10 protein-coding genes are annotated in these 18,677 nt (G+C 41.8%); 3 read left to right on the top strand and 7 right to left on the bottom strand.

Annotated elements, in window-relative coordinates; genetic code table 11:
* Window positions 1-11: 11 nt before the first annotated feature.
* Entirely contained in the window at window positions 12-1,133 is a 1,122-nt protein-coding gene (locus tag AAEU31_RS14660; protein WP_235403649.1) for an SIS domain-containing protein, read from the bottom strand.
* Window positions 1,134-1,152: 19 nt separating this feature from the next.
* Complete coding sequence (locus AAEU31_RS14655; RefSeq protein ID WP_421967591.1) at window positions 1,153-2,418, bottom strand: D-tagatose-bisphosphate aldolase, class II, non-catalytic subunit; 1,266 nt, start codon at window positions 2,416-2,418, stop codon at window positions 1,153-1,155.
* A 277-nt stretch (window positions 2,419-2,695) separates the two neighbouring features.
* Between AAEU31_RS14655 and AAEU31_RS14650 the strand changes: the two genes are divergently transcribed.
* On the top strand, window positions 2,696-4,156 hold the full coding sequence (locus tag AAEU31_RS14650) for a Gfo/Idh/MocA family protein (protein ID WP_199526650.1): 1,461 nt from the start codon (window positions 2,696-2,698) through the stop codon (window positions 4,154-4,156).
* A gap of 99 nt (window positions 4,157-4,255) precedes the next feature.
* On the opposite strand, the gene AAEU31_RS14645 is transcribed toward AAEU31_RS14650, so the two are convergent.
* The 3 genes from AAEU31_RS14645 to AAEU31_RS14635 all read right to left on the bottom strand — a co-directional run bounded on the left by AAEU31_RS14645 (window position 4,256) and on the right by AAEU31_RS14635 (window position 8,673).
* Entirely contained in the window at window positions 4,256-7,120 is a 2,865-nt protein-coding gene (locus tag AAEU31_RS14645) for a TonB-dependent receptor (RefSeq protein ID WP_421967590.1), read from the bottom strand.
* Window positions 7,121-7,191: 71 nt separating this feature from the next.
* A complete protein-coding gene (locus AAEU31_RS14640) occupies window positions 7,192-8,073 on the bottom strand; it encodes a FecR family protein (protein ID WP_253039738.1) in 882 nt (293 codons plus the stop codon).
* Between the two features lie 36 nt (window positions 8,074-8,109).
* Window positions 8,110-8,673: an RNA polymerase sigma factor gene (locus AAEU31_RS14635; protein ID WP_281546888.1), complete on the bottom strand. Its 564-nt coding sequence runs from the start codon at window positions 8,671-8,673 to the stop codon at window positions 8,110-8,112.
* 216 nt (window positions 8,674-8,889) lie between these two features.
* On the opposite strand from AAEU31_RS14635, the gene AAEU31_RS14630 reads away from it, so the two are divergent.
* Together AAEU31_RS14630 and AAEU31_RS14625 are read left to right on the top strand one after the other, a co-directional pair.
* Window positions 8,890-11,646 carry a TonB-dependent receptor gene (locus AAEU31_RS14630; protein ID WP_062566515.1) on the top strand — a complete coding sequence of 919 codons (2,757 nt, stop codon included), beginning with the start codon at window positions 8,890-8,892 and terminating at the stop codon, window positions 11,644-11,646.
* Window positions 11,647-11,696: 50 nt separating this feature from the next.
* Complete coding sequence (locus AAEU31_RS14625) at window positions 11,697-13,523, top strand: metallophosphoesterase family protein (RefSeq protein ID WP_421967589.1); 1,827 nt, start codon at window positions 11,697-11,699, stop codon at window positions 13,521-13,523.
* Between the two features lie 45 nt (window positions 13,524-13,568).
* Here AAEU31_RS14625 and AAEU31_RS14620 read toward each other — a convergent pair whose 3' ends face one another.
* The gene (locus AAEU31_RS14620; protein WP_421967588.1) at window positions 13,569-16,247 is read right to left on the bottom strand and encodes a M14 family metallopeptidase; all 2,679 of its coding nucleotides are present in this window, start codon (window positions 16,245-16,247) and stop codon (window positions 13,569-13,571) included.
* Window positions 16,248-16,386: 139 nt separating this feature from the next.
* Window positions 16,387-18,615, bottom strand: a complete 2,229-nt coding sequence (locus tag AAEU31_RS14615) for a S46 family peptidase (protein ID WP_421967615.1) — start codon at window positions 18,613-18,615, stop codon at window positions 16,387-16,389.
* Between the last annotated feature and the right edge of the window lie 62 nt (window positions 18,616-18,677).

Genomic DNA, 18,677 nt, shown 5'->3' with positions numbered 1-18,677 from the left:
CCCAACGTCGCTTAGCGAGAAGTTAATGGGTAAATAGTTACCCCTTTTACAACACGGTTAACTTCGCCCGTAGGACAAGGGTTGTCAGGTGTTAAACCGAGTGAAATTGATTTGAAAAATGCAAAAATCTGACAATAGACAATATAATACAAGCCTTGCCAAACATCATCTAGCTCGACCAGTTCACTATCGACTGTTAATTTTTTTACCGCTGAACATTGCTGGTCATTGACTAGCTCATTGTATAGGTCCGTATCATAAAGGCTGCTGTACTTATCACTTGATGACATTAACAACACGGCTGTTTTGTCATTAATAATTGTTTTAGGGCCATGACGAAAACCAAGTGGTGTTTCAAAATAGCTGATTAAGTCGCCATTAGTTAACTCTAAACATTTCAATGCAGCTTCTTTTGCATAGCCTAATAACGAGCCAGCCCCTAAAATAACCAGTCGTTCCATATCTGAATCTGCAAATGCTTTAATACTCTGCAATTGCGTTTCAATAAGCTGCTCAGTTTGTGTTGCTAAATGCGCCAATTGATTCACATCGGGCGTAAAAATACACAAGGTAGAAATTAGCATTGAAGAAAAGCTGCTAGTCATTGCAAAGCTTTCATCAAGCGTTTCTTTAGGCATTAATAGGCAAAAACTATTCTCTTGATTATTAGCTCGTTTTGCCAGCTCCCCTTGTTCATTACAGGTAATCACTAAGTGATAACATTGATCAAGCACTTCATCGGCCAAATCGACCGCAGCGACACTTTCAGGGCTATTACCCGAGCGCGCATAAGATACCAACAAAGTAGGCGTGGTTTTTTGCAAATAACCCAAAGGATTAGAAACAATATCAGTGGTACTTATTGCACGTACATCAAGGTCTGTTTTTGCAGTTAAGTGAGGAGCAAGCGCTTCACCCACATACGCCGATGTTCCTGCACCTGTTAATACAATTTGCAGTTTCTTCAGTGCAAGGATTGGGGCTAAAAAGTTTTTAATTTCTGTACGGTGGTTTTCAACAATAGCAGCTGTATTACACCATGATTCTGGTTGCTGGCTTATTTCTTTTGCTGTCCAATAAGCATTTTGTTGCTTAAGATCGGCTACATCTAATGATAAAAATTGCGTCATCATTCATTCTCTCTCACATAACTTATTGATTACAAGCAAGCGAATAGGTATTCGTTACTTCCATTATTTTATTGATCACTAACTCTCGCGGTAACGAGGTAATTTCTCTTTTGATTAATGCTTTATATTGCATTGGCATAAATTGACTGAGTAACGTTTGTGGAATGATCTGCGCTTCTAGGTTCGCAAATAAGGTTTCTACAGCGTACTTAATTTCATCTTCAGGCCAGTAATAACGAATACGATCACTATAGCTATATGCACGATAAATTGCCGCTTCTGGCTCGTCAGTCGGATAAAACTTATTCCAATAACCTGGCTTTTCGAGCATAACTCGCTCGCAAACTGCGCGAATATTAGAACGGCGCGACGGTTCAATAAGTTGATCTTCAATGTACGATAATGCGAATAACCCTTCACGTAATGCGTAGGTTAGCTGTGGCCCTACTTTCAAAATAGCAAAATGATCTTGAACCAACTCGTGGTAACAATGATCTGGTTGATAATCTGTCGAGTGAGCTTCATAAACAAGATTATCAACATTGGTGATAAACTCTTTCAGTTGTTGTGCTTCACTTCGTTGGTAATCAAAAACCTGATGATTATCAAATTCAACACCCGGTTGAACAACAACCGCAATTACGCGAGACCAAACATCAGCGATATTTAATTCATTAAAAGCATCTTGATGTAACTTTATCGTTTGTTGTACACCCTCAACATGCGTTACTTCGATCACTTCAAGATCTTCTTTTGCACCACCGGGTGGAGGAACTTCAGTTCCCACCACATATAAAATATCTTGCTCTTGGCATACAGACTCAGCTGCTTGGCACATTAGTGCTGCACGCTTAGCGATTTCAGCATCGGCTAAACACACTTCATCATCGCTACATGGCATACTGGCATCAAGATGAATCTTCTTAAAACCCGCACTTGCGTAAGCTTTAACTAAATCAACGGCTTTTTGCATCGCTTGTTCTGCAGGCTCATTAACCCAGCAAACAGGCCCTAGATGGTCACCACCCAAAATAATACGGTGTTTATCTAATCCTACTTTGTCCGCAATTTCATGAACAAATTCAACAAAGTCTTTTGGCTGCATGCCCGTGTAGCCACCAAATTGATTAACCTGATTCGCAGTTGCTTCAATCAATAACTCAGAGTCATCTTTTATTGCTTGCAGCATCGCAGCTTCAATTACGAGCGGGTGCGCACAGCACACAGAATAAATCCCCTGCGCTTGACCTGCTCGGTTATTGTTAATAATTGTTTTCAATGCATTCATGGTGTTTTCTCCAAGCAGCTTGCACTAATGTTAAATACGTGATTTGAAATTACGGTATCACACAACGAAACACTTCGCAATAAAATGAAAGACAACGAAAGATGAAAAGCAAACGTTATGGATGGCTAAAAATCAATAAAACCCTGATAAATTCGCTAAAAAGATTAAAATCGAAAGTTTGTGAAACCTAATTCATTGTAATTAGCTTTAAGTTGAGATATAACAGAAAGAACTGAAACCCATATTAAAAAATAATCTCAGTGAATTAGGTATCGTTATGACAATTGATAGACGTAGTTTCTTAAAATCTGCCGCAGCAATCACTGCTGCGACAGTCGTGACTGGCTGTGCGAAAAGCCAACAAGGTGACAATCAACAACCGACGCTGGCCGCACAAGGTAAAAGCGTAATGGGCTTAGCTGTGCCAGCGATGGATGTAGTGCGTGTTGGTTTTATTGGTGTTGGTCAACGTGGTAGCGGCCATGTTAAACACCTTTGCCATATCGACGGTGTTGAAATTAAAGCTATTTGTGACACCGATCAGGTGATGTTAGATAAGTCAGTTAACTATGTTGTTGAAAAAGGCTTGCCTAAACCAACGGCTTATACTGGTTCTGATAAAGCTTATTTAGACATGCTGGCTCGACAAGATATTGATATTGTGATCATTTCAACACCGTGGCAATGGCATACACCGATGAGTGTTGAAACCATGGAAAGCGGTAAACATGCCTTTGTAGAAGTACCTGCAGCAACCACCATGGAAGAGTGCTGGCAGTTAGTTAATACTGCAGAGCGCACACAAAAGAACTGCATGATGATGGAAAACGTTAACTATGGTCGCGATGAGTTAATGGTTTTAAACATGGTTCGCAAAGGTATATTTGGTGAATTACTGCATGGTGAAGCGGCTTATATTCATGATCTACGCTGGCAAATGAAAGAGATTGACCGTAGCACCGGCTCATGGCGTACTTATTGGCATACCAAAGTAAACGGTAACTTATACCCAACCCATGGTTTAGGCCCGGTTGCCCAGTATATGAACATCAACCGTGGTGACCGTTTTGACTTTGTTACATCAGTCAGTTCACCTGCACTTGGCCGCGCAGCCTATGCTGAACGTGAATTTCCAGCAGGTCACGAACGACGTTCGCTTAAGTTTGTTGCTGGCGATATGAACACCAGTATTATTAAAACAGTGAAAGGTCGTAGCATTATGGTACAGCACGATACCACTAGCCCTCGCCCTTACAGCCGTCATAATCTAATTCAAGGGACTAATGGTACTTTTGCTGGTTTCCCGAATCGTATTGCCCTTGAAGATGTACCACCAGCGATTGCAAAAGTGTATCAAAAACAATATGAAGCTGAGTTAGCTGCATGGGAAAAAGCGGGTTCGCAAGGCCGTAAACCATATATGCAAAACTTCCATAGCTGGGATCAAGATATGGAAAAATGGCGTGCCGAATTTGATCATCCTCTGTGGAGACGCATGGGTGAAGAAGCGGTTAAGAACGGCGGCCACGGCGGTATGGACTTCATTATGCTGTGGCGCATGATCTACTGCTTACGCAATAATGAGCCACTCGATCAAGATGTATACGATGCCGCAGCATGGTCATCCATCTTCCCGCAAAGCATGGCATCGGTTGCAGATAGAAGTAACAGCAAAACGATTCCAGACTTTACCCGTGGCGCTTGGCAAACAGGTAAGCCATTAGGGATTGTGTCTTAACACTTTCTTTTTTGGATAGCTCAAAAGCCCGCACTTTGCCCTGCGGGCTTTTTTATTAATAGACAACGTTATTCATCCATATGATGCTTTGATGATCATTCATAGGGTTAATGAAAGACTCAGTACAAAGCGGCGACCAAATTGCTCGACTTTCATAAGTGATGAGGCGTCGTTTGTTTGCACCTCTCTAACTAGGCTCTTATCTGTGGCATTAAAAATATCAAACCGCAATGCAACTAAATCAGAGAAAAACCAACTGTAACTTAGGTCTACACTTGTAAAATCATCGACATAAACATCTGCATTATTCGATAAGTCTCGTTGCTCTAAAAAATCACTCCGGTAATTCATGTTAACTGCGCTTTGCCATTTCTTTGCATTAAACAGTAAACGCAGATTTGCAGTTAATTCAGATACCCCTTCGATATCTGTGTTGTCGATTTGCTCCGCCGTTAATTTGGCGTCCAATAACTGACTAACACTCGATATCATTCGACTTTGCAGTAGAGCATTTGATAACACGGGTAGTTTCAAGTCAGTACTAAATTGCAGCCCACTAATTGCTGCTTGCCCATCATTATTGGCCTGTAAAGCAGGGTATTGCTGCTGTTGATAGGTTACGTTTTTGATTTGTTCAACAATAAAGTTATCGAGCTGATGATTAAAGGCCATCAATTGCAAACTACTCTCTTCCCCTGACCAACTGAAAGATAGGCTTGTGGTGTTGGCTACTACAGGCTCTAAAGCTGGATTTCCTAATTCGGCATAGGGTAAACCGCCAGAATTAACATGTAGTTTAGGGTTTAAATCAGAATAGTTAGGCCGATTCACTGCACGGCTATAACCTAAGCGAGCAAGCCATTGCTCAGACAACTGCCATTTGAAATTCAAAGAAGGTAACCAAGTAGAAATATTAACCTGCTCAGAAAGCTTTTCTAATTGGCTATTCTCATTAAGCTGATGCCCTAATGTTTTACTTTTTACATGGCTGTGTCTGAGTCCAAAAGCCGTCGTTAAGCTTTTAAGTTCTGGTATTTGCCATACACTGTGAATATAGCTTTCATAGGCAGTAAATTCGGTTTCATAACTATTTAAAAAATCATTGGCTTGCCGCTCGGCAAAAGGTAAATCAATATCATACAACTGTAAAAGGTCACGTTTTGGGATCAGCCAAGCTTGTGTAGGGTGTGACAGAAAATCGGCTTCAAATGCCGTATTTAATGGCTCTAACCAACGGCCATCAAGCGCTGGTAAATCAGTTAACTGTGTTTGCGATAAACTTACATCTTGACGAAGATACTGATGAGAGTGCGTAGACTTTACTGCGCCAAACTGTAAACTCGACAACCCCCAAATAGATGATATTTGCCAAGTGCCATCTATCCCCCATTCTGTTACTTCATCGTTTACTTCAATCTGGCGGCGGCTTAATTGTGATAACTGTGAGTAACTATCAACAAGCGCTAAATTACTGTCCAATTCATAGTAGGCCAGCTTTTTTCCTGAAATAGAAATCTCTGCAGGTACAGCTTTTAATTCAACATGAGTTCGGGTGATTGGGGTTTGCGTTTCACTCAACGATTCACTGTGGCTGTAAAACGGACTTATTTGCCAGTGGCTGCCATCTTTTGCGTACCATGTAGGTAATATTTGCAAGGTTTGCGTATGGTAGTAAAGGCCTGATTCTTCGCGTGAAGATTTACTTTTTGCCGCATTAAATTGCACTGTTTGAATACTGTTTTGATGCTCACCTAATATGGCTGTTGCATCATCACTTGATGGATTAATTGAGAGCCGGTGCTCATCGTAGGTAAAATCGGTGTCTGAACGAAGCCAAAGTGTATTTAATTCAAATCGCTGATTAGGCTGCCAAGCAATATTTGTGTAATAACTTGCACGAGTTCTATCTTCATGTTCGATAGTAAGTGCTAACGTATCGGTGGGAACTAAGCTATTATTTTCAAGCCCTTGCCACTGATATGCTGCTGGTGCTCCACCATTATCTCCCCAATGCCACGTTTCAAATTGAAATTGCCTTTGTAAGCGGTTTTCGTAATTAAACTTAACGACAGCAGCTAACTTATTGTCAGCTGAAATAGTATTGGCAACTAAACCAAAGCTTGGTTGAAAGTTACGCTCACCTGCAAGGGCTGCACTGGTTAAGGTTACTTTTAGGTGATCATCATCAAATGAAAGCGGATCATCACTGTTCAAGTTGACTGTCGCTCCAGCTGCTCCGCTAGGTAACCTTGCATCAGCGAGTTTATATACGGCAATATTGGAAAAAAGCTCGGCGCTGAATGTATCAAAACGATACTGCTGACCATATTGATTCGAGTTACGAACGTTTTCAGTATTTGCTAATCTGTGCCCATTTAACAAGGTTAATTGATACTCAGGGCCTAGTCCCATCGCATTAATGTTAAGTGCTTCTCCGCGGTCTCTTGAAATACTTACCCCTGGAATTGCTTGTAGTGCTTCAGCCAAATTTTCAGCAGGTAGAAGAGAAAGCATTGTGCCGCTAGCAAAGTCAGCTTCGCCAATGTAGTTTTGTTTTTGCTGCTGCGCATAATCGGCACTTTGTTGGTAATCGCGAGCATAAACCACAGAAGAAGCCTGATTGTTTTTATCACCTTTCACTGTCACCTCCTCTATATAGGGCTGTGACAGTGAGTGATGTTGTGTCTGGCTTGGTTTGGAAATAATAATGCCCGATGATGTTTGTTGCCAAATAAAGCCATGTTTTAGCAACAGGGCATCAAGGCTTGCCTCTAGACTAACTGTTCTAGGTAACGTAGCTGAGTTTAAGATAACTGAGCTTATTAGGTTGTCTGGATAAATAATTGCAACTTGGTACTGTTCAGCCAGATCATTAAGCGCTGTTTTTAGAGTGCTTTGTGCAGCAAACAGCTGCTTGGCATACAAACCAAACAGCATCAAAACACAGCAGAAAATACGCCACATTAACTTACATCCTCATTGCTAGAGGAAAATATTGTGCCTATTTTCAATGAAAGGTTTATGACAACATCATGTCAGTTTTCAGCCTTTTTACTTAGCTCAATGCTATCGGGGTATTGGTTTACATCAAGTGCATTTAGCTGGGCGATGAGCTTTGCAGCACCAAGAATGTCGTCAACAGCAAAGCGACCACTTACATGTATATCACTTGGTACATTACTTAATACCACAGGTTTTTCGCTATAACGATTTAACTGAAATAATGCATCATTGATAGACACGTTATCTAAGTCCAACCATCCTTGCTGCCAATCAGGTTGTGAGGCATTAAATTGCAAGACCTGTATTGTAGAATCACTTACTCGGGCACGCTGCCCTTTCACTAATTCAACGTGCTGCGTTCCATCTAAACTGGTTACTGAAACTTTACCATGAAAAACATCAACTAATGTTTCTCGCAATGTTTTGTCCACATTAAAAGCAGTACCAAGAACTTCGATCGTGGCATTGCCCGTATCAATTGTGAAAGGGCGCGATTCATCACGATGTACAGAAAAATATGCTTCGCCATTTGCTAAGGTTGCTTTTCGAGCATGACTATTCTCACTGAACTCAAGTTGCGTATTCACGTTCATTGCGACCTGTGTACCATCAGACAAATTCACTTGTTGTGCTTTACCACTAGTAAATTGTTGAACAGCTACAAGATCAGAGGACGATATGGGCGGCTGTTCATTCACTGGCATTAAAGTCCACATGAAAATAGCAAAGCATGCTGCTACAGCACCGCCTCCCCAAGAATACTGCGCTAAACGACGGCGTTTTTTAGCCTGTTCGAGTTGTTCATTCTGTTGTGCATCCACCAGCTCAAGCGCGGCTAATAATGCAGGGTCGTCCCAAATAGCCTTTTCTAGCGCATTATCAGATTCATAATCATGTTGGTGTGAAGAATTCATCGTTGTCTCAATTGCTGGTAATACTAATATGACGGATTAACTGTCATGACGGGGACATTCATGTACTAAAAAATACTCAGCCATGGCATTTTTCAGCATATCCATTGCCCGTGAAATATGTTTTTTAACTGCTTCTTCTGAGATCCCCAAACTACTTGCAATCTCAGCTCGTGTTTGGCCTTTAATACGGCGGCGAATAAACACATCTCTGCGCAATGCCGGCATTTGCGACAAAACGCGCTGATAAAGTTCAATACGTTGCTCATATTCAAGTGCTGACTCAAGCGATAACGCCTCACTATGAGGCTCATGCTCTAAACTTTCTGGTGTTTTTTTCTGCTCACGGTGGTGATCTATTATCAAGTGCTGAGCCATCCGATAACCATATGCGAGCGGATTATCTATCACGTCTAGGTGTTCTGATCTAAGTGCCTTGAGAAGTAGCTTCTGAAATAAATCATCCGCATCAGCACGCTCTGCCACTGCTTTGCAAAAAAAGCCTTTTAAAGCGTCTTGATTTGCTATAAAGCATTGTAAAAGTGTTCTGCTTTGCTCTGTGATCTTATTATCAAAGCCGTTAGTCATTGAAGGTAAAGACATATTTAAGTTAAAGGCTAGCTTATTTATCTGAGTATGACGTAAATGCTAGCCTAAAGGGGACAGCAGTTTGATGATCATTTCGTTACAGTTTTAAGTAACTATCGACTTAAAAGTGTCATGAAAGCTTCATTAAAAAATAGGTCCCCTTCTTTGTTAATGCAGCGTCTTTAGAGGCGAATTTAAACCAAATATTGCATTTAACAGGAATTAACCCTCATGACTTACCGTGCATTTTCATTATCACCTTTAGCGCTTGCTGTTGGCTCATTATTAATTGCTCCCACCTACGCAGAAGAAAACCCAGAGCCAATGGAAGAAATTGTTGTCACTGGCAGCTACATAAAAAGCTTAGAAAAAGCGATTGATTTAAAACGCACTAATATTGGCTTCTCAGATTCAATTGTCGCGTCTGATATCGCAGATTTCCCAGAACAAAACTTAGCAGAAGCTTTACAGCGTATGCCGGGTGTTACGATTGAGCGTAATAAAGGCCTAGGTCAAAAAGTAAATGTACGTAGCTTACCGTCTGAATTTACCTTTGTTTCTATTAACAACCTTGCGACAGCTTCTGGCAGTGGTGGCCGTGATGTTGAGTTTGATATGTTTGCGTCAGAAATTATTCAAAGTGTCACCGTTAAAAAATCGCCAACAGCTGCAGATGAAGAAGGCGGCATTGCAGGCTCTGTTGCAATTACGACTGCTCGCCCATTTGACTATGATGGTCGTCAAATAGTGGCATCGGTTGAAGGCGCATATAACGATATCTCTGAACAAAGCGATCCTAAGTTTGCGTTTTTAGCGAGTAATACCTTTGGTGATTGGGGCGCGCTTGCTTCATTCGCTTATTCAGAGCGTACAAATAGAACAGATAGTAACTCTGGTATTGATTTTCGTCCTCTGTCACGTTGGACAGAAAAATCAGGTTCATCACAATGGCAATCAGACCAAACTGTTGACGTTTTAGAGCGCGATACGGGGATCACTATCAATGATCGCTTCGACAAAGATGAAACCAGCCGCGTTGTGTTTATAAATAAAGTCGGCGACAGAGCTTACTTAACTGAACAAGAAAAATGGGGCGCAACTTTATCACTACAATACAAACCGAGCAGTGAATTTAGCCTCACTTTTGATGCGCTACTGGGTAACTTTGATAATCATGAAGACCAGTATGATGCCGCGGCCTATTCTGCTTCAAGTATCAGTGCATTAGAAAAAATAAACAGTTACGATAACACCACCCTTGCAGATTATGGTATTACCGTTTTAACTGATGTTAACTATGCCGCAACGCAGCATGAGTTTTTAAGCAAAGAAAATAGTAGCGATACAGACTACCAGCAATTTAGCTTAACCCTTGATTGGATGATAGGTGACTGGGAAGTTTACGGTGTCGTTGGCTACAGTGGTGCAGATAAGTTAGCTGAGACAACTAATTTAAAGCACACTGCTTATGGCCCTACTCGCACTCGTTACACATCAACAGGCGGTGAAACCATTGCCAGCGATAACCCCGACACATTCGATATGTATAATTCTCCTGAAGCTTATACATTTGATTACTATGAAGTAAATCTTGAAGATATCTCTGATGACAAATATGCAGCTCAACTCGATTTTAGCCGCCATTTTCAACTAGATTTCTTCCCTGCATTATCAAAAGTTCAGTTTGGTGCGCGTTATACTGATAAATCAAAACAACGTAATTATGGTAGCAACCGAATCACAGGCCCTAGCGCAGGTGATTCATCGTGGGTAGGCACACGTACCTTAGCTGATAGCGAAATACATACTATTTCAGATTTAGTGTCAGGTGGTGAGTATTTATCTGACGTATCGTCTAAACAAGACTGGAGTCAAATTTCAAATAGCTATGCGCGTAATGAATTACGTTACGATGGTTTCGGCGTTGACTACGCACCAGATCAATTTTACGAAGTGTCAGAAAAAACCACCGCCATTTATGCGATGGCTGATTTTGCATTTGAAATTGGCACCTTACCTGCCACTTTAAATACCGGTGTTCGTTACATTGATACTAATGTAGATTCTTCAGGATATCACCAAGTGCAAGCTAATGATGGCAGCACAAATTATACGCCAGCACCTATCTCAAAAGAAGGTAACTATAAAGAAACTCTACCTAGCATTAACTTTAGCTTAGAGCTTACTGACAACTTACTATTCCGCGCGGCAGCATCAGAAACCTTTATCCGCCCTGCATTAACGGATATTGCTTATAAACGTACTGTGAGTTTAAGTGAATTTAAATACCGTGATGGTAACCCTGATTTAAAACCAACTTATGCAGATCAATGGGAAACCGGCCTAGAGTGGTATTTAGAAGAAGGTGGTTTACTTGCTGTTTCATACTTCGAAAAAGAAATTGAAGGCGTAGTGCGTGAATCTCTAACAGGTGTTGTTACTGATGTAACTAAATATAATGACAATGGTACTGTGGATGGCGTTTACGACTTTGATGTTTATCAAAAAGTAAATGCAGATGGTTCGTACGATGTAAGTGGTATCGAGTTCATTGCACAAATTCCATTTGCACGTTTTCACCCAATGTTACAGGGGTTCGGTATTAACGCTAACTATACGACGCTTGATAACTCACTTACAGGTGCCTCTGATTTAGCGATTCCAACACCACCAGAAGGCTTAGCTGACGAAACCTACAATATTACTTTCTACTACGAAAATGACAGCTTTGATGCGCGTATCTCATACAACTATAAAGACAAGTATGTAGAGTATATTGAACGCGATATGTACCCTGTTTACCGCGATGCCTACGGTCAAACAGATATCTCGTTAGGCTATCAAATAAACGACATGTTTAAAGTCACTCTTGAGGGGATCAATATCACAGATGAAGAAACAACGGGCTACACTATTGCTCCGGCTTTCCCAACTATGTATGAGTTCTCAGGTCGTCGCTTCTCATTAGGCTTACGCGGCAATTTCTAAATACATTATTGGGGCCTTTGCGCCCCGATTTTTTCAGCAAGGTAACTTAAATGCGATTATTTACGCTATTTTCACTGCTTTTTGTGACGCTTCAAACCTATGGCAAAGAGCTAAACACACAAATTGCATTTATTCCTGATGTTCATTTTCACGATATCTATGCTGACTTTAGCCAAAGCGGCTTTAAAGGGGTAAAACTAGATAGCCAAACCAAACCCGTTGCAATTCGTAGTATGAAAGCACAGCTTCACTCAACGCGACTTTTTAATGAAAACTACTTTGCTCTGATAGCGGCTTTAAATGATATTGCCGAACGCGGTGTGAAATTAGTCGCTTTGCCAGGAGATTTTACTGACGATGGACAGCCCGCTCACCTAAAGGGGCTAAAAGCATTATTAAATGATTACACAAAACGCTACGACATGCGTTTTTTTGCTATTCCAGGAAACCATGATCCTGTTAAACCTATAAAAACCGCGGCAGGTAAGTCTGACTTTTTGAACGATGAAGGACGCGAAGTTGCTATCTTTAGCCGAGCTCATAGAAACTGTAAAGCGTCACAGACCGACACTTTGTTTTGCGATGATGGCATTGCTCATGGAGGCTATCAAGAGATTGTCTCGGCTATGGTTGATTTTGGTTTAATGCCTAGTAGCCAAGATTTGCTTTGGCAAACACCTTTTACCAGTGATCATGCAGCCTTGTCAGAACGCCAATATCAGCAGTGTAGCGAGGATAAAAAACACTGTGCAATGCTCCCCGACACCAGTTATCTAGTGGAACCCGTTGCTGGATTGTGGCTTTTAGCCATAGATGCCAATGTGTATTTACCTGAGTTTAAAAACAACCAACTTACATTCAAAGGCTCTGGAAATGCTGGATACAATAAAGTACTTACTGAAAAACCATATTTAATAACTTGGATAAAGCAAATTGTCAGTGCAGCAAAAAAGCAAAATAAAACGCTTATTGCATTTAGCCATTTTCCGATGGGTGAGTTTTACGATCAACAAAGTGCATCGATTAAAGAGCTGTATGGCAGCGATGCTTTTCAGCTCACTAGAGAGCCAACTAGCAATACACAAGCGAACTTAGCGGAAACTGGACTACGTTTGCATATAGGCGGCCATATGCATATGAATGACACCAGCTTGATTAAAACTGCAAAAAATACCCTTTATAACATTCAAGCTCCTTCAATAAGTGCATACCGTCCGGCGTACAAATTGGTCAGCATCATAGGCAGTGAAGCCAAAGTTGATACCGTACTTCTTGATTCTATTGCTGGCTTTGACACGCTATTTCCTGCCTATGAAAAAGAATACAGTTACTTAGCAGAGCATAATCCAGATGAGAAATGGCTTGCGGATATCCTAGATAGTGAAGACTATCACCAGTTTACTTTGCGGCATCTCGCTGGCCTTACGCGTTGGCGTTTTATACCAAGGGAATGGCCGGAAAGTTTTAGAAGCGTGTTACTCTCATTCAGTTTCCACGAGCTATTAGGATTATACGACAGTCCAATAAATAAGCCTTTAACACAACACTCTGAGCGCGTGCTGAAAGGAGTCACTCTATTTGAGTTTATACGCGATTTTTATTTACTCAGAAATGCAGGGACTTTGGCATTTGAAGACATTCCTACAACACACCTAAAAGCATACAAAGTCATGGCCCAGCAAATAAATACAATGGGGCAATGTATACCCAAAGATGTGGGGGAAATAGCACAAACCGTTGATGTTTGTACGCTACAGATAGGTCTTAGCAAAGCGCTTATAATTTTTGAAAAGCTAGCAGATGGTGAAAACGATCGCTGCTTGATGATTGATCTAAACTTAAATGCAAACAAACCAGCAAAAGCATGTCGCCCTTAATAAAAAAGGCACCTAAATAGGTGCCATTTTTATTGTGCTCAGTCATTACTGAGCATGTGCTGCAGCACGGAAAATCGTGTTAGCTAACATTACATTCATACCTTCAAGGTAAGCACGGTAAGTTGGTGATTGTGTAAAACCAATCACCATGCCTTTGCCTTGCGGTTGATGAACAAGCAATGGCTTATACGCAAGCTGTGCTTTATTTTGCTGCCACAGATAACCACTTGCTAGCACATCATCTTTAGCTGTAAACCAGGCTAAGTTTTTACCTGAGTTAAGTTTTATTGGCGTGTAAATATCATTACCGTAAGCCACTGCAACTAAGCTTTTATCGACCCCAGCGGTTAACCAATGCTCTTGGTCTACTTCAACATTTGCCAGTACACCGGCTACATAGTCTGGCGATGTATGTGGCTCAATGCTCGCTGCTTTTAAATCATCGCGAGAAGTGAATAACTGCCCTGCCACTTTGCTGCTTTTATCATCGCTGCTGTCGGCTTTATCTTCTCGGTAAGCTTGCTCGCGCTTAACATCCAATAAACCGTAATCAGCGTTGGTGGTAAAGCGGTTAGCATTACCGAGGGCAATCAACACGCCGCCTGCATCAACCCAGCTTTTTAAATTAGCCGCGCCCGGTTTACCGAGTGCTTGCTCGTAATTACCTTCGGGTAAAATAAGCACTTGGTAATCACTTAAATCAGCCCATGCAAGCATTGGCGTACGAATCGCTGTGACGGGGTAACCAAGCTGTCTTTCAATAACAAAACGGGTATTACCGGCGCTTAGCTCACTGGTCGGTGCATCCCATGCAATCGCCACTTTTGGTGCGACCATTGGCACTGTTTTGTTACTACCAAAGCTTGGGCCTTCGATCACCCAGCTTGAGTCAACACCATTTACTATTGCACCAGTTTGCTCAGCAATTTGGCTAATTTTGCTGAGTAGGTCTTTATCGTTTAGGCGCTTTTCGATTACTAAGCTACCCGCTGGGTAGTTAGTTTTATCACCTAATACAAATGCTTGGTCAGCACTTTTCAGTTTAATGCCAGCTTGCAGTGCTGAGGTTAAAAAGCGTGCTGCAGCCGTATCACCCCAAGCAACAATATAAGCCACTGAGGCTTCTGGGTTATTCACTTTGCCAAGCAATGTGTCGTCGGCCTTAACCGCTTTACTATCTGCGCTAACAGCACGACCACAGCTATCGCTATCAACATTAAACATCATCGGCAGTGACCAACCTGTTACATCGTAAATTTCATCATCCAGATTACGAGCGCGACGTCTTTCTTGCTCTTTTACAAATGCCTCTGCCATATCTACTTGGTCGGTAAAGGTGGTACGCACAAATACCCCACGCGGCTGCGCGGTATCAATAAAATAGCTACCCGCTTCATACTTAACGCCACAGGCTTTGAAGTCTTCGGTTGCTTGCTTAACTTCAACACCATGCTCAGCCATTAAGGTTGCGAGTCTATGAGCGCCTTCACGGTTACTTTGCTTAGGTAAGATATAAACACGCTCTTTGCTATCTTTACCCGAATTAATCGCATCGACTTGATATTGGTAAAAATCACCTAGTAGTTTTTCACGCTGATTGGCAGCCCCTTCGGCAGTCGAAATTGAGGCCACAAACTGACGTTTTACAGTATTAAAATAAGTGAGTAGCTCGCCGGTATTTTTCTCAAATACATGACCACGAGCTGAGCCTACTTCGTAAGTTGATGCAGACGCACCATAAAAAACAGGCCAGCTATCACCGTAGCCTGGGTAAAAGGCATCAAAAATTTCACGGGTAAAATAATCAAAGCCAAACTCATCAAAATACTTCGCGTGATTTTGCCCAATCGCATCCATGTTAGCGATTTGAGTTTTCGTCATATGCGGATTAAATGGCTGAGCAGCCGGTGCAAAGTAGTAAGATTGGTCGCCGCCCATTTCATGAATATCAACCACCACTTGCGGTTTATATTTATTGATTGCAGCCACTCTACCTTTACTTTCAGGCTGAGTAAGCGCTAACCAATCACGGTTCATATCAAACAAATAATGATTTGTTCGGCCTCTTGGCCATGGCTCATTATGCTCTGCACTTAACCTGTCTGCGCTGTGCTCAAGACCCACAGTTGCATAATAACGAGTAACAAAGCGCTCACGGCCATCAGGGTTTTGTAATGGGTCGATAAACACCACAGTGTTATCTAAAATTTTGCTGTTAACAGCATCATTCGGGGCTGCGAGTAAGTGATATGCAGTAAATAATGCAGCATCGGTTGAGCTAATTTCATTACCGTGCACGGCATACTGAAGCCACACAGACGTCGGTAAATTTTTAATTAGCGACTTAGCTTCTTTTTCAGAGGTAATACGCGGATCAGCCAAGGCTTGGGTGTTATGGGCGAGGGTTTCTAATGAGCGAATATGATCCGCAGTGCCAACCACTGCATAAACCAGTTCACGGCCTTCCCAGCTGTTTGCGTACTTAAACACTTTAATACGATCAGGCGCAGCTTGTTCAAGGGCGCTAAGATAACGACGCATATCGCTATAATTGGTAATGCGCTCACCTACATCGTACCCAAGCACTTGTTTAAATGTTGGAATTTGCTGATTGTAAGCGGTGCCCGGCCACATTGCTTCGGTATTCGTTGCACTGGCATTAAAGCTTGCCGTTATTGCCACAACACTGACTGAAATGGCTTTTATTATTTGTTTGGCGCTCATTATTTTTCCCAAGTAAAAGTATCTGCTTTGTACATTACAAAAGTATTGAAAATAAACAAATTAAAAACGTTAGACTGGCATAAAATAGAGACATAAAAAAACCGCAGCGATTGCTGCGGTTATTATTCACATAGCTTAGTTATTTAACTAAGGTCATTTCATCTAGTAAGTAACCTGCGTTATCAACTTCTTCCATTAACCAAAGCATGTATCGAATATCAACGTGAATTGCACGGGTGATCTTGGCGTTAAAGTACCAATCTTTGGTGATTGATTCATAAGTCGAGTCAAAATTAAGGCCTACTAATTCACCTTTACCATTCATTACTGGCGAACCTGAGTTACCCCCAGTGGTATCAGCGCTACTTAAAAAGTTTACAGGAACTGAGTTTACTTCAAGTGGCTTAGCCGCTTGTGGCTCACAACCAAAGCTGAATAAACTACAGCTGACACCTGGTAAACCTAAGTCACCGCGGTAGTACGCACCAAACGCTTGCTTTTTGTATGCTTCAAGTACTTTATCTGTAACAACAAATGGTTTTTCACCTGTGTGTTTAGCTACTAAACCACGTAGTGATGTAAAAGGTGTTTTATACACAGCATCTGCTGCTGGGTAACCATCAACTTGTGCATAGCTTACGCGTAAAGTGCCATTTGCATCTGGGTAAACAGGCTTACCTTTAGCGTTGTTGAAAGCGATCACTGCTTGCATATATTGCGGACGAATTTCAGCTAAACGACCGGCCATTTCTTTTTCATCAGCTTCTTGTGCCATGTTGGTATCGTATAGGGCAACAGCAAGCTTTATGAATGGGTCGTTTGATGCTTCAAACTCTGCGACAGATTTACCAATCCAGTTAACGCGTGCTGCTACATCTGTAAGCTCAGTTTTAGCATAGAAAGACGCAATAATCGCTTCAAGTTCGGCTTGGGTAGTGGTATCTGTGATACCTAAGCCGTCGTTTAATGCCGCAACTTGGGCTGCTTTATCTTGCGCTAAATAGTTACCTAAGTAGCTTAACCATAAGGCTTTATCGACCTCAGGCGTAAATTGCTTTTGCAAGCGCTCTAAACGGGCTTTAAGCATAGGAAGGTCGCGCTCTTGGTAACCCATTTCGCGCTCTGCATTAGGCTTTTCGCTCTCTTTTGCTAAGCGGTATAAACGAATCGCCGTGCTTAGTAAATCTGCGCGTTTTGCATAATCAAAGTAAAAGTGACTTTGTTGCTGTGCGTGCGCTTCTACTAATAGTGACTTTAATGCGTGATATGAATCTGCGTAAGCTTTACGTTCAGCACTTTGTGCAAACCAAGCTAGGTACTTTTGCTCTTGTGCGGCTTTAATACCCGGAATATCCGTTACTTTAAAGCCATCTTGTAAGCCTTCCAGTTTCTTTAAACGGTTGTTAGTGCTTTTTACACGAGAGGCATATTTTACTTGTGCTTGCTCATCGCCTTTGCTTTGCTTGGCAATCACATCAAGGGTCATGTTGTAAGTATTAAGCAATGTTGGGTAATACCAACTCGCTGAATAGTTTACTTCGTCTGCAAGCTTATAGCGGCTAGTACGCCCCGGATAACCTGCCACCAGCACGCCATCACCTAAGCTTACGCCGCTGGTATTCACTTTTAAGAAAGATTTTGGCTCATAAGGTACGTTATCTTCGCTGTAATCAGCAGGTTTTCCATCTTTACCAACATAACCACGTACAAAGGTAAAATCGGCCGTATGACGTGGGTATTCAAAGTTATCGATGTCACCACCAAAGTTACCCAGCGCTTCAGCCGGAGCATACACTAAGCGCACATCTTTGATCATGAGTTGTTTGATCATGAAATACTCTAAGCCATGGTGGAAATCACGTACCGTACAACGGTAGTTAGGATCTGACTCACACTCACTGATCAAGGCTTTGCGGTTTGCTTGAATCGCTTCATAACGGTCTTTGCCGTGTAGTTCTGCGGGTAAGTTACCCAATACGCGCTCAGTAACATCATCCACTTGTTCGGTTACATACAAACGCTCTTGCGGGCCTGCTGGTAGCTCTTTTGATAAGTCAGCTGCTAAAAAGCCTTTTTCAATTAAGTTATTTTCTGGTGTACTGTTATTTTGAATCGCGCCATAAGCACAATGATGATTGGTTACCGCCAAGCCTTTTGGTGACACAAATGACGCAGAGCAATAGCCTAAACCAACCACTGCATTGAGTGGGTATTGGTTGAGATCTGCCACTTGTGAAGCCGGTAACTCAATACCAACGCGGTTAAACTCGCTTTGTAATTGTTTTAATTGATGCGGTTGCCACTGCCCTTCATCAGCGTGTGCGCTACCTACAGCGACAACACCCATTAGTGCTAATGAAGTTGTAATCATATTTTTTTTAATCATGTTAATCCTAGTCAGTGCAAAGCACTATTCCATTGTTACCTGAA

The organism is Pseudoalteromonas thalassia (genome assembly GCF_049257215.1).
Classification (GTDB): Bacteria; Pseudomonadota; Gammaproteobacteria; order Enterobacterales; family Alteromonadaceae; genus Pseudoalteromonas; species Pseudoalteromonas lipolytica_C.
This window is presented reverse-complemented; position numbering and strand designations above follow the sequence as displayed.